Origin of the sequence: Deinococcus sp. AB2017081 (genome assembly GCF_034440735.1) — a bacterium.
Taxonomy (GTDB): domain Bacteria; phylum Deinococcota; class Deinococci; order Deinococcales; family Deinococcaceae; genus Deinococcus; species Deinococcus rufus.
Genome location: NZ_CP140098.1, coordinates 2,350,404 through 2,363,136 on the forward strand (window position 1 = coordinate 2,350,404; position 12,733 = coordinate 2,363,136).

The window sequence follows — 12,733 nt, forward strand, 5'->3', positions numbered from 1 at the left end:
TCAGCCGTCGATCGCGGTGTTGATCGCGTCCACGATGCGCTCGCCGTACGCCTCGATGCGCTTGGGCCCCAGCCCCGGCAGGCCCACGAGTTCGGCCAGCGTGCGCGGCTGCCGCGCGGCCAGCGTGTCGAGCGCGGCGTTCGGGAAGATCACGAAGGCGCTGTGCCCGGTCTCGCGGGCGAGTTCGCGGCGCAGTTCGCGCAGGGCGTCCGCGACCTCCGGGTTCGGCTCGCTGCGCACCACGTCGTCGAGGAGGGGGGCCGGGGCGGGCGCGGGCCGGGGTTTGAGGAGGCCCAGCACGGCCCCGTTCGACCGCGCGCCGAGTTCCGCGGGCGTGGGCTCGCGCGCGGGGCGGCTCGCGGCGCTCGCCGAGTGGTCGCGCACGATGCCCAGCACCTCGTCCCCGAAGTCCGCGAGCTTGCGCTGCCCCACGCCGCTGACGGTGCCCAGCGTGGCGTGGCTGCCGGGCCGCAGCTCGCAGATGACCTTCAGGGTCGCGTCGGTGAAGATCACGTAGGGCGGCACGGCCAGCTCGCGCGCCTTCCCAAGCCGCCACGCGCGCAGGGCCTCGAACAGCGGCTGGTCGGCGGCGTCCACCGGCGCGCGGCCCGCGCCGCTCCCCCGGCTGCGCTCGCGTTCGCGCTTGCTCACGCGCGGGATCAGGCTGTCCTCGCGCAGGGCCAGGGTCGTCTCGCCCTTCAGCAGGGCGCGGGCCTTGCCGGTCGCCATGAGGCCGTGGTGCTCGCCCGCCGCGAGGTACCCGAGGCTCACGAGCTGCCGCAGCACGCCGCGCCACGTCTTCTCGTCGTGCGCCGCGCCCACCCCGAAGGTCGGCAGGGCGTTGTGGTGCATGGCCACGACCTTCTCCGTCTCGCGGCCGAGCAGGATGTCCGTCAGGTGCGCCGCGCCGAAGCGGTTGCCGCTGCGGATCGCGGCCGACAGCGCCATCTGCGCCTCGCGCGTCATGTCCCGCACCCGTGGGGGGTTCACGCACACGTCGCAGTTCCCGCACGGGCCCGCGTAGTCCTCGCCGAAGTACGCGAGCAGGAGCTGGCGGCGGCACGTGGCGGCCTCGCAGTACGTGAGCAGCGCGTCGAGCTTGCCGGCCTCCACGCGCTTGACCTCCTCCGGCGCGTCGCTGGACGCGAGCATGCGGCGCACGTTCACCACGTCCGCGAGACCGTACACCATCCACGCGGTGCTCGGCAGGCCGTCGCGGCCGGCGCGGCCCGTCTCCTGGTAGTAGCCCTCCATGCTCTTGGGCAGGTCGAGGTGCGCCACGAAGCGCACGTTCGGCTTGTCGATACCCATCCCGAACGCCACGGTGGCGCACACGATCAGGCCCTCCTCGTTCAGGAAGCGCTCCTGCGCGGTGCTGCGCTCCCGCTGCGACAGGCCCGCGTGGTACGGCACGGCGTCCACGCCCTGCGCGACGAGCCACTGCGCGGTCTCCTCGACCGACCTGCGCGACAGGCAGTACACGATCCCGGCATCGCCCGCGTGCTCCGCGCGGATGAAGTCCAGCAGCTGCGTCTTGGGGCCCTCCTTGTTCGCCACGCGGTACTGGATGTTCGGCCGGTCGAAACTGGACACGAACTGCCGCGCGCCGCCGAGCTCCAACACGTTCAGGATGTCCGCGCGCGTGCGGTCGTCTGCCGTCGCGGTCAGCGCCACGCGCGGAATGGCCGGGAAGCGCTCGGGCAGCACGCGCAGCCCCTGGTACTCGGGCCGGAAGTCGTGCCCCCACTGCGACACGCAGTGCGCCTCGTCGATTGCAAAGAGGCCCACGTCCACGCGCTCCAGCAGTTCCAGCGTGCGCGGGAGCAGCAGCCGCTCCGGGGCCACGTACAGCAGGTCGAGCTCACCCGCCGCGAGCGCGGCCTCCACGTCGCGCACCTCCGGCAGGCTCAGGCTGGAGTTCAGGAACGCCGCGCGTACCCCCAGCTGCCGCAGGGTGTCCACCTGATCCTTCATCAGCGCGATCAGGGGCGAGACCACCACGCCCACGCCGGGGCGCAGCAGGCTGGGCAGCTGGTAGCACAGGCTCTTGCCGCCCCCCGTGGGCATCAGCACGAGCGCGTTCCCGCCGTCCGTGACCGTGCGGACGATGTCGCCCTGCACGCCCCGGAACGCGTCGTACCCCCAGATCTGCTTGAGCAGGGCATGGGCGCGGGGCATCGGGTCGGCGTGGGCGGTCGTCATCGGAAACAGGATACCCCGGCCGCCGGAGTGATTCTGTGCAGGGCGTAACCCGCGGCAGGGCCGTCCTCGGAGTGGTCGAACTGGACGAAGCTCAACGGGAGTGTATGCACTAACAAAAGGACATCGGAAGGCGGTCGGGAGGGGTCACTGACCATCAACCCCCCTCCTCTCGCCGCGGGCATCGCCCGGCTCACACGTCCAGTTCGCGGGCCTTCTTCCCAAATTTCTCGCGCAGGAACCGCTGGTGGGTCAGGAGTTCCTGCCCGCCCGCGTGCAGCGTGGCGTCGAGGATGTCCTGCACGGCGTTCAGGAGCAGGTCGAGCTGTTCGCGCAGCAGGTCGCGGCCGGTCTTGCCGTCCTCGATGGGCGTGACGTCCGCGCGGGTGCGGGGGAGGTTCAGGTACGCGCGGACGGAGGCGGGCGCGTACTCGTCGCGGATGGTGCGGGCCACGTACGCGCCCTCGCTGCCCTCCTGCCCCAGCGCGCGCAGGTGCGTGAGGGCCTCGGCGGTGCGCAGGTCGAGCGCGGCGAGCTGCGCGCGGATGTCGCCGGGCAGCCGCTCGTCGAGGTGCAGGGCCGTGAAGGCGTCCGGAACTGCGGTGCGCGTGGCAGCGGTGACGGTGCTGGTGGACGTGACCGGCACCGCTTCTCGGTTCTCCGTGCCGATGACGGGCAGGCCGCCCGCGTGTTCCGGCAATGCGGCCGGTTGAGGCAGTCGCTCATCCAGGTCGACCTGCCGTCCGGTGAGCCCGGCGGTGGTCGCCCAGATCACGGCCATGACCGTCAGGGGGAACATGAGCCACGTCGCGCCGAGTGCCATGAACGCCGCGGCGGCCACGAGGCCCGCGAGGAGTGCGGGGACGTGCCCGCTCCAGCGCCGGAAGGCCCGCTGCCCGAAGAAGCCCAATAGCATCCCCGCCGCCGGGTGCGCGACCCAGGCGGCCCCGAGCACGCCGATCACGACGATGATGCCCGCCGCCCACAGCACGTCGCCCGGCACCCGGCCCCGCCGGGAGTACAGGATGCCCGCCCAGTGGATCAGGGCGAAGGCGGCGGCCGGGTGCACGATCCACGACAGGGCCGGCGGCAGGAGGTGCAGCTCGGGAATCACGGCCGCGGGTGGCGCAGGTGGAGGCTGGGGCGCGTCATGGTTCCACTACGGTGCCACGTCCAGGCGCGTTCCGCTCCCGGCAGTGCTTCCGGGTTCCAGCAGGAGCTGGACGAAAATCAGGTCGAGCCACCGCCCGAACTTGTGCCCGACCTGCCGGAAGTGCGCGACCGGCTCGAAGCCCAGCCGCGTGTGGAACGCAAGGCTGCCGGTGTTGTCGGCATCCAGCCCGCCGATCATGCTGTGCAGGCCCCGGGCGCGGGCCTCTGCGATTAGAGCGTCCACGAGGGCACGTCCGAGGCCCTGGCCGCGGCAGTCGTCGCGGACGTAGACGGAGTGCTCCACCGTGTAGCGGTAGCCGGGCTTCTCGCGGAACGGCCCGAACGTCGCCCAGCCCGTGACTCCTCCCCCACCCACCGTGACGAGCACCGGCCACCCGCCGTCCACCTTGTGGTCGAACCACGCGAGCCGGGAGTCCAGGCTCACGGGCTCCAGGTCGTATGACGCGGTCGTGTGGATCACCGCGTGGTTGTAGATGTCGAGGATCGCGGGCACGTCCGCGCGCGTGGCCAGGCGGACGGTGACGGGAACGGGGGGCGGCGCGTCCATGCCCTACCGTAGGACGCACGGAACCGTGCTGCAAGGCCGAGCAGGAATGCCAGCCGGAATCGACACGCTGCTCGCAGCACTGGCGGAGTCCACGTGAAGGGCGCCGTGGCATCGACGAAGGACATGCTCGGGCCGATGCTTCTGGACTCAAGACTGAACCATCATCCAACGTACATATCCAGTTCTAGATCATCTTCGGCACCGTGTGCCGAGCCCGGTTCCGCGTTGTCCTCGCCCGATCCAGCAACGCCGCTGGCTGCCCTGTACCGCCGGGCCTCCCGCACCACCGTCCGGCAGCACCACGGCGCTGTGATCAGCTTCGCCACCGCCCTCATGCCCTGGCCGGACGTGCCACTGCTGGACGTCCGCCCGCCGCAGCGCAGCTCGGGCGTCCCGTCCCGGCTGGTCGCAGGGGTCGCGGCGGAACTGGGCGACCTGTCCATGATCGCGGCCAGCGAACCCGGGGCGGTCTGGTGCGGTAGAGCACGACGCCACGCTGCGCCGCCCGCTGACTCCTTCCGACCTGAACACACACCGGCCGGAAGCACACGCTCCCGGCCGGTCGATGTCCCTTGCGCTTACTTGCGGAAGCTGGGGTTCAGCACTTTCTTCCGCAGGCGGATGGAGTGCGGGGTCAGCTCCACCAGTTCGTCCTCGCTGATGTACTCCAGCGCGTCTTCCAGGCTCAGCTTGCGCGGGGGGATCAGGGTCAGCGCGTCGTCGGCGCCGCTGGAGCGGACGTTCGTGAGCTTCTTGTTCTTGCAGACGTTCACGTTCATGTCCTGCTCGCGGGCGTTCTCGCCGACGATCATGCCGACGTAGACTTCCGCGCCGGCGTCGATGAAGAACGCGCCGCGATCCTGGAGTTTCCAGATGGAGTACGCGAAGGCCGGGCCGTCTTCCATGCTGACCAGTGAGCCGTTCTGGCGGCTCTTGATCTCACCGGCCCACGGGGCGTAGCCGTCGAAGATGTGGCTCATGATGCCCTCGCCCTGCGTCATGGTCAGGAACTGGGTGCGGAAGCCGAACAGGGCGCGGCTGGGGATCTTGAACTCCACGCGCACGCGGCTGCCCATGGGCTCCATGTTCACCATCTGGCCCTTGCGGCTGCCCAGCACGCCGATCACAGCGCTAGAGAGCGATTCGGGCATGTCGAGCACCAGATGCTCGATCGGCTCGTGCTTCTCGCCGTCGATGTCGCGGATGATGACCTGGGGAGCGCCGACCTGCACCTCGTAGCCCTCGCGGCGCATGGTCTCCAGCAGGATCGACAGGTGCAGCTCCCCGCGTCCGGAGACCTTGAACTCGTCGGGGCGGATCTCCTCGACCTTCAGCGACACGTTGGTCATGACCTCGCGCTTCAGGCGGTCGTTCAGGTGACGGCTGGTGACGTACTTGCCGTCCTTGCCCGCAAACGGGCTGGTGTTCGGCTGGAAGATCATGCTCACGGTCGGCTCGTCCACGGTGATGATGGGCAGCGCCTCGGGATCGGCCAGGTCGGCCACGGTCTCGCCGATCTGCGCGTCCTCGATCCCGGCCAGGGCAACGATGTCCCCGGCGCTCACCTGATCGACCTCGATCCGGCGCAGGCCCAGGTGCGTGAACGGCTGCACCACGCGGGACTTGGTCATGGTGCCGTCCTTGTGGATCAGCTGCACGAACTCGCCCTTCTTGACGGTGCCGCGCTGAATGCGGCCCAGCACGATGCGGCCCAGGTACTCGTTGTAGTCGAGGTTCGTGACGAGCATCTGGAAGGGGGCCTCCAGATCGGTTGCGGGCGCGGGGATGTGCTCCAGCACCATGTCGAACAGCTCGTGCATGTCGTCCTGGGGCTTGTCCAGATCCTTGTAGGCCTTGCCCTCGCGGGCGATGGCGTACAGGATCGGGAAATCCAGCTGGTCGTCGTTGGCACCGAGTTCGGCCATCAGGTCGAAGGTCAGGTTCACGACCTCTTCTGGGCGGGCGTCGCCACGGTCGATCTTGTTGATGACCACGATGGGCTTAAGGCCCAGTTCGATGGCCTTGCGCAGCACGAAGCGCGTCTGGGGCATGGGCCCCTCGGCGGCGTCCACGAGCACCAGGCAGCCGTTCACCATGCCCAGCACGCGCTCGACCTCCCCGCCGAAGTCCGCGTGACCGGGCGTGTCCACGATGTTGATCTTGATGCCCTTGTACTCGACGGCCGTGTTCTTGGCCAGAATTGTGATGCCACGTTCCTTTTCGAGGTCGTTGGAATCCATGGCGCGCTCGGTGATCTCCTCACCGTGCTTGAGTTCCAGGGTCTGGCGCAGCAGGGCGTCCACGAGTGTGGTCTTGCCGTGGTCGACGTGTGCAATGATGGCGATGTTCCGGTATTCCATAGTTCAGCTCCCTTGCATGGAGCGGTCAGCTGTCAGCCCTGTTGCCTTAAGCCTTCTGCTCTGTTCCTCTGCTCTGTCAGGCACGAAAAAGCCCGCCGCACGACTGCGGGGCGGGACACCCAAACATGAATTCTATCAGGTTCCGGCGGGTTACGGTTCGGGCGCCGCCCGGCCAGGAACACGGCCGTCGTCCTGCGGTTCCAGCACGGCCTCCAGATCCAGTTCACCTCGCTCCATCTGCCGGGCCAGCGCAGCGTCCCGGGCCTCGGTCGCGGCCTTCTGCGCCTCGGCACGGGCCTCGTCCTCGCGGGTCAGCTGATCCTCCACCACGCCGCTGATCAGGGCCATGGCCACGGCATCCGGGATGTCCGGGGCGTCGCACAGGTAGGAATGCTGGTACAGCGCCTTGATCACGATGAGGAAGGGCACCGTCAGGAACGCGCCCACCAGTCCGAACACGCCGCCGAACAGCACCACCCCGACCGTGACCGACAGCGGGTGCAGCTGTCCCGCCCCACCGACCAGGAATGGCGCGAGCACGAAGCCCTCCAGCTGCTGGAAGACGAGCACGAACACCAGCACCAGCAGCGCCTTCTGCGGGTCTTCGGCCAGCGTGAACAGCACCGGCGGCAGGGTGGCCACGATCGGCCCGATGGTGGGCACGAGTTCTCCCAGTGCGGCGAGAATCCCGAACACCAGCCAGTTCTCCACGCCCAGCACGAGAAAGCCGCCGGCCGTGATGGTGCCGGTCACGGCCATGATCAGCAGGGTGGCCCGGCCCCACGCCCCCATGTGCCGGAGCACCTGTGCCAGCGCCCTCGCCGCCTTGAGGCGGTGTGTGGGCGGCACCGCCCCCAGCACGCCGTTCACCAGCGGCACGGGGTTCCCGAGCGCAAACACCACCATGACCAGCGTGACCAGCGCGGTCGCCAGTCCCCCGGCGACCAGTCCGAGCACACTGGGCAGCATGGCGGTCATCTTCTTGGTCAGGGCACTGACCTGCTGGCTGAGCTGGCCGACCGCCCCCTCGGGCACGACGCTGTCCACGTCGGGGTGCCGGTCGAGCCACGCATCGATGCTCTGCTCTATGACCCCCAGGTTCAGGGTCGCGCCGGAGTTCAGGCCGCTGAGCTGTCTTACCACCGGGGGAACGGCCACGTACGCGAGCCCCAGGACGGCCACCACGACCAGCAGCACGGTCAGTGTGCCGGCCGCCGCACGCGGCATCCAGCGTTCCAGCGTGCGGGCCAGCGGATTGAGGGCCGTGGCCAGGATGATCGCCAGCGTGATCGCCAGCAGCGACGGCGCCACCTGACTGAAAAACAGCAGCAGGAGCAGCACGCCGATCACGGTCAGCGCGACCGGCTGCAGGTTGATGACGTGGATGGACACGGGCGGACGGCTCACCGGCCCACCGTCCCGGCCTCTGGAGGTCGGCGCCGGCACGCCTGCAGTGTCCGCGACAGAACTGTCATCAGGCTTCCAGTGTACGCACTCGGAACGGATGGCACCCTCCCCCACCGTGCGCCCCCCACGTGACCCTGGAACGTGAGCGACACCTTCAGCAACGACCCTGTCAGCGCCGGTGCCGGCGCAGTACCGTGACCGGATGGCCGAGTTCCTGCACGTCCTGAGCACGCCGGCCGGATGGGTGGGCATCCTCAGCCTGACGCTGCTGGAGCTCGTCCTGGGCATCGACAACATCGTGTTCATCACGCTGCTCGCGTCGCGGCTGCCCAGATCGCAGCAGGCCCTGGCCCGCACGGTCGGCCTGGGGCTCGCGGTCGTCACCCGGATCGCGCTCCTGACCGGCATCGCGTGGCTGACGCGGCTGTCGCAGCCGCTGTTCAGCGTGTTCGGGCACGCCGTCAGCGTCCACGACCTCGTGCTGATCGCCGGCGGCCTGTTCCTGATGGTCAAGAGCGTGCGTGAGCTGTCGCGCATGGCGGCCGATCCGCTGGGCACCGGCACGGCACAGGTGGGGCAGGTGTCGCTGGCGTCGGTGATCCTCCAGATCCCGCTGATCGACATCGTGTTCAGTCTGGACTCGGTCGTGACGGCCATCGGCGTGAGCGGGGTCGTGCCCGTGATGGTCACGGCGGTGGTGATCGCGGTGGTCATCATGATCGTCGCCAGCGGCCCGATCAGCGCCTTTCTCGACACGCACCCACCGCTGAAGCTGCTGGCCGCCGCGTTCCTGCTGCTGGTGGGCTCGAACCTCGTGGGCGATGCCTTCGGGGTGGGCGTACCCAGCGGCTACCTCTACTTCACGATGCTGTTCGCCGGGATCGTCATGCTGTTCACGGTGCGGGCGGCGCGGACGGTGCGCGCCCAGTACGTCGAGCAGGCCCGCGAGGACGTCAGGCGGGAACACGCGGCCCCTGGGGACCGCTGAACCGTCATGCCAGTGGCACCCACCACCACCCACCGACGTCGTGGCGACCGGCCCGCAGCGCTGCCTGCCGCGCGCCCCGGTTGCGCCCGTGGATGGTACCGCTGAGCACCTGTCCGGTCGGTGGCACCTGACGGGCGAGCAGGGTACTCAGGGCCGCGCCCAGACCGTGCCCGCGCGCCGGTGGTGTGAGCAGCAGTTCCTGCACCACCTGCGCGTCCAGCCCGAGCTGGCTGTGCGCGAGCGTCCCGGCGTACCCGCTCCACTGCCCCTGCCACACGACATCGAACATGGTGCCGGCGTCGATGGCCTCCTGAAGGTCGTCGACGCTGATGACGCCGGCCTGCCCGCGGTGCGCCGGGTGGTCGACATCCACGGCGGCGTAGGCTGCGACGGCCTGGGAGTGGTGGGAGCTGTCCCGCGTCGGGGTGAGGCGCAGATCGTCAGGCGCTGGCCGATCCCGCAGGTCGGCCAGCGGCGCGGCCAGCACACGCAGGTCGGGCCCGAGGTGAGCGAAGGTGTCCAGCGCTGCACATGACCAGAAGCGCAGCCGGGGAGGGCCAAACGCTGCGTACGATCTGGCCGCCGTGACCAGGGCCGGCAGGTCGGCGGGCGTGACCGGGCGGGAGGTCACGCTCACGTCCACAAAGGGCCGCGAGACGTCGCCGCCTGTGAACCGGATGCTGAGCATGGCCTGCAGGTCTGGCGTGACGGCGTGCCACGTGTTCAGATAGGCCTCCACGGGCGGCCCGGCCTGGAGGGTCGCGGCGCGCTGCTGGGCGATGTCACGGTCCGTGGCGAGGTCGAGGTCGATCGTGTGCTCCCCGGCCAGCCGGCTCAGGCGGTCGGGACGACTGCTCCACTCCAGGGTGCGGGGGTGCTGCGCGGCGAGGCTGTACCGGGCCAGGTCATGGACAGTGGGCAGGTCGGGCTGGATCACTGCTCCGATCGTACCGGGGCCCCAAGCCATCGGCGTCGGCCACATGGCGCATCCTGCTATCCTGGGTCATACCTAACGAGCGTTTGGTTCCGCCTCTCCCCTGGTCTCGGAGGTCACCGCATGAAGACGAAGAACGAGTGGATGCACAGCGTCTACAGCCCCGCCGCACAGAAGTTCCCGGAGCGCAAGTACACCTTCAAGAACCTCTCGGACATGGAGCCAGAGCCGATCTACACGGCCGACGACCTGAAGGACTGGGACGCGGAACGCGACCTGGGCTATCCCGGCGAGTTCCCGTATACGCGTGGTGTACAGCCCAGCGTGTACCGGGGCAAGCTCTGGACGATGCGGATGTTCGCGGGCTTCGGCAGCGCCGAGCAGACCAACCAGCGCTTCCACGCGCTGCTGGGGGCCGGGCAGACCGGGCTCTCGACGGCCTTCGACCTCCCGACCCTGATGGGCTACGACTCGGATCATCCCTTCAGCCGCGGCGAGGTCGGCAAGTGCGGCGTGGCCGTGTCCTCGCTGGCCGACATGGAAATCCTGTTCCGGGGCATCGACCCCACCGCCGTCACCACGTCCATGACCATCAACAGCCCGGCCAACGCGGTCTGGGCCATGTACATCGCCAACGCGCAGAAACAGGGCAAGGATCTGGGACAGGTCGGCGGCACCATCCAGAACGACATCCTCAAGGAATTCATCGCGCAGAAGGAGTTCATCTATCCGCCCGCCCCCAGCGTGAAACTGGTCATCGACACCTTCGAGTGGGGCCCGAAGGTGGTGCCGAAGTGGAATTTCATCAGCGTGTCCGGCTACCACATCCGTGAGGCCGGGGCGACCGGCGTCCAGGAACTGGCGTTCACGCTCGCGGACGGGTTCCACTATGTCGAGAAGGCGCTGGAACGCGGACTGGACATCGATGAGTTCGCGCCCCGGATCTCCTTTTTCTGGGACATCCACAACGACTTCTTCGAGGAGATCGCCAAGCTGCGGGCGGCCCGCCGGATCTGGGCCCGGCAGATGCGCGACCGGTACGGTGCCAAAAATCCCCGGAGCTGGATGCTGCGCACCCACTCGCAGACGGCCGGCGTGAGCCTCCCCGCCCAGCAGCCACTGAACAATATCGCCCGCGTGGCCATCCAGGCCCTGGCCGCCGTGCTGGGCGGCACCCAGAGCCTGCACACCGACGCCTTCGACGAGGCGCTGGCCCTGCCGACCGAGGAGGCCGCGACCATCGCCCTGCGCACCCAGCAGATCATCGCGTATGAGACCGGCGTGGCCGGCGTGGTCGATCCGCTGGCCGGCAGCTACTACGTCGAGAAACTGACGGGCGACATCGAGGCGGCGGCGCTGGGCTACATCGAGCAGATCCGCGCCATGGGCGGCGTCGAGGCCGGCATCGATTCGGGCTTCTTCCAGCTGGAGATGGCCGAGGCCGCCTACCGCTACCAGCGGGAGGTCGAGACGAAAGACCGGATCGTGGTGGGCGTGAACGACTTCGTGCAGGACGCCGTCGAGGTGCCGATCCAGCTGATCGACCCCCAGGTCGAGAAGGTGCAGGAAGCGCGTCTGGCCCAGGTGCGGCGTGAGCGTGACCCTGCCCGCGTGGACGCCGCACTGGCGGCCCTGCGCGACACCGCCGTGACCGGCGCGAACTCCATGCCGGCCTTCCTGGAGTGTGCCCACGCCTACGCCACCCTGGGCGAGCAGATGGACGTGCTCAAGGGCGTCTATGGCGTGTATACCGAGCCTGCCCTGGTGTAGGCACCGAGGTGAACGGCAGACGCCCCGGGGATGCCGGGGCGTCTGCCGTTCGAGCGGTGCCTAGAAGGTGTAGCTCTTGGGCACCACCACGACGCCCTTGTCGGTGACCGTGAAGCCCCGGGCCCGGTCGTGCTCGACATCCAGGCCGATCTTGGTGCCGGGCGGCAGCTGGACGTTCTTGTCGATGATCGCGTTGCGGACGTGTGAATTGCGGCCGACCTCGACGTCGTCGAACAGGACGCTGCTCTCGACGAGCGAGTACGAGTGCGTCCGGACGGATCGTCCCAGCACCGAGTCGCGGACGGTACCGCCGCTCAGGATGCAGCCCCCGGCCATGATCGAGTTGAAGGCCTGGCCCTTGCGGCCGTCGGTCTCGTGAACGAATTTAGCGGGCGGGCTGAACTCACTGCTGGTGCGCAGCACCCATTCGGGGTTGTACAGGTCGAACTCGGGATTCACGCTCACCAGATCCATGTTCGCCTCGTAATAGGCGTCCAGGGTGCCGACGTCGCGCCAGTACGTGTTCGGGCCGACCTGACCGGGCACCGGGTTGCGGTGGTAGTCGTAGGCCTGCACGTTGTAGCCGTCGGCCAGGGCGCGTGGGATCACGTCACCGCCGAAGTCGAATCCCTCCTCGCCGCCGGCCATGTTGGTCTCCAGCAGTTCCTCCAGGGCCCGGCGCGAGAAGATGTAGTTGCCCATGCTGGTCAGGCTCATGCCGGGCTGGCCGGGGATCGCGGGCGGATCCTTGGGCTTTTCCAGGAAGTCCGTGACCTTCCAGCGGTCATCGACGTGCATGATGCCGAACTGGTGGGCCTGCGACTGCGGCATGGGGTACGCCGCGATGGTCAGGTCGGCGCGCGTGTCGATGTGGTGCTGCAGCATGTGCTCGACGTTCATCTTGTAGATGTGGTCGCCGCTGAAGATCGCCACGTAGTCCGAGTCGTGGTTGTCGATCAGGTGCAGGTTCTGGTACACGGCGTCGGCGGTGCCCCGGTACCACACCGGGCCGAGTTCCTCGAAGCGGTACATCTGGGCCGGCACCAGCGTGATGAAATAGTCGCTCAGGAACGTGCCGAAGCGCCATCCGCGCTGGATGTGCTCCGTCAGGCTCTGCGCCTTGTACTGCGTGAGGACGTAGATGCTGAACACACCCGAGTTGATGAAGTTGTTGATGGCAAAATCGATGATGCGGTACTTGCTGCCGAACGGCACGGCGGGCTTGCTGCGCTTCTGCGTGAGCGGCGCGAGACGTGAACCCTGCCCGCCCGCGAGAATCATGCCCAGGACACGTGGTTTCATCAGTTCCCCCTACGGAAAGAAGGCGTATGCGCCCGGTCGGTGCACCGGGACGC

Annotated in this window: 9 protein-coding genes; 2 read left to right on the forward strand and 7 right to left on the reverse strand. The window is 68.7% G+C overall.

Translation table 11 applies throughout. The annotated features are described in order from the left end of the window. From recQ to U2P90_RS11360, 5 genes are all read right to left on the reverse strand, one after another. The gene (gene recQ / locus U2P90_RS11340) at nt 1–2,202 is read right to left on the reverse strand and encodes a DNA helicase RecQ (protein WP_322472184.1); all 2,202 of its coding nucleotides are present in this window, start codon (nt 2,200–2,202) and stop codon (nt 1–3) included. 190 nt (nt 2,203–2,392) lie between these two features. Continuing rightward, nucleotides 2,393–3,313 (reverse strand): hypothetical protein, encoded by a 921-nt coding sequence (locus U2P90_RS11345; protein ID WP_322472185.1) that lies wholly within the window; start codon nt 3,311–3,313, stop codon nt 2,393–2,395. Between the two features lie 45 nt (nt 3,314–3,358). Beyond that, entirely contained in the window at nt 3,359–3,919 is a 561-nt protein-coding gene (locus U2P90_RS11350; RefSeq protein WP_322472186.1) for a GNAT family N-acetyltransferase, read from the reverse strand. A gap of 578 nt (nt 3,920–4,497) precedes the next feature. Beyond that, nucleotides 4,498–6,279, reverse strand: a complete 1,782-nt coding sequence (gene typA, locus U2P90_RS11355; RefSeq protein ID WP_322472187.1) for a translational GTPase TypA — start codon at nt 6,277–6,279, stop codon at nt 4,498–4,500. A gap of 150 nt (nt 6,280–6,429) precedes the next feature. Further along, complete coding sequence (locus tag U2P90_RS11360) at nt 6,430–7,686, reverse strand: AI-2E family transporter (protein WP_322472188.1); 1,257 nt, start codon at nt 7,684–7,686, stop codon at nt 6,430–6,432. Nucleotides 7,687–7,888: 202 nt separating this feature from the next. On the opposite strand from U2P90_RS11360, the gene U2P90_RS11365 reads away from it, so the two are divergent. Further along, entirely contained in the window at nt 7,889–8,674 is a 786-nt protein-coding gene (locus U2P90_RS11365) for a TerC family protein (protein ID WP_322472189.1), read from the forward strand. 4 nt (nt 8,675–8,678) lie between these two features. Here the strand turns inward: U2P90_RS11365 and U2P90_RS11370 are convergent, their stop codons facing one another. Then, nucleotides 8,679–9,611 carry a hypothetical protein gene (locus U2P90_RS11370; RefSeq protein ID WP_322472190.1) on the reverse strand — a complete coding sequence of 311 codons (933 nt, stop codon included), beginning with the start codon at nt 9,609–9,611 and terminating at the stop codon, nt 8,679–8,681. Nucleotides 9,612–9,731: 120 nt separating this feature from the next. Here U2P90_RS11370 and U2P90_RS11375 point away from each other — a divergent pair, with 120 nt between their 5' ends. Continuing rightward, complete coding sequence (locus U2P90_RS11375; RefSeq protein ID WP_322472191.1) at nt 9,732–11,378, forward strand: methylmalonyl-CoA mutase family protein; 1,647 nt, start codon at nt 9,732–9,734, stop codon at nt 11,376–11,378. A 60-nt stretch (nt 11,379–11,438) separates the two neighbouring features. Here U2P90_RS11375 and glgC read toward each other — a convergent pair whose 3' ends face one another. Further along, nucleotides 11,439–12,680, reverse strand: a complete 1,242-nt coding sequence (gene glgC / locus U2P90_RS11380) for a glucose-1-phosphate adenylyltransferase (RefSeq protein WP_295821093.1) — start codon at nt 12,678–12,680, stop codon at nt 11,439–11,441. Between the last annotated feature and the right edge of the window lie 53 nt (nt 12,681–12,733).

Bases quoted from the DNA above. Each gene is read 5' to 3' on its own strand.
- recQ (WP_322472184.1), bottom strand. From the start codon at position 2,202: ATGACGACCGCCCACGCCGACCCGATGCCCCGCGCCCATGCCCTGCTC.
- U2P90_RS11350 (WP_322472186.1), bottom strand. From the start codon at position 3,919: ATGGACGCGCCGCCCCCCGTTCCCGTCACCGTCCGCCTGGCCACGCGC.
- typA (WP_322472187.1), bottom strand. From the start codon at position 6,279: ATGGAATACCGGAACATCGCCATCATTGCACACGTCGACCACGGCAAG.
- U2P90_RS11365 (WP_322472189.1), top strand. From the start codon at position 7,889: ATGGCCGAGTTCCTGCACGTCCTGAGCACGCCGGCCGGATGGGTGGGC.
- U2P90_RS11375 (WP_322472191.1), top strand. From the start codon at position 9,732: ATGAAGACGAAGAACGAGTGGATGCACAGCGTCTACAGCCCCGCCGCA.
- glgC (WP_295821093.1), bottom strand. From the start codon at position 12,680: ATGAAACCACGTGTCCTGGGCATGATTCTCGCGGGCGGGCAGGGTTCA.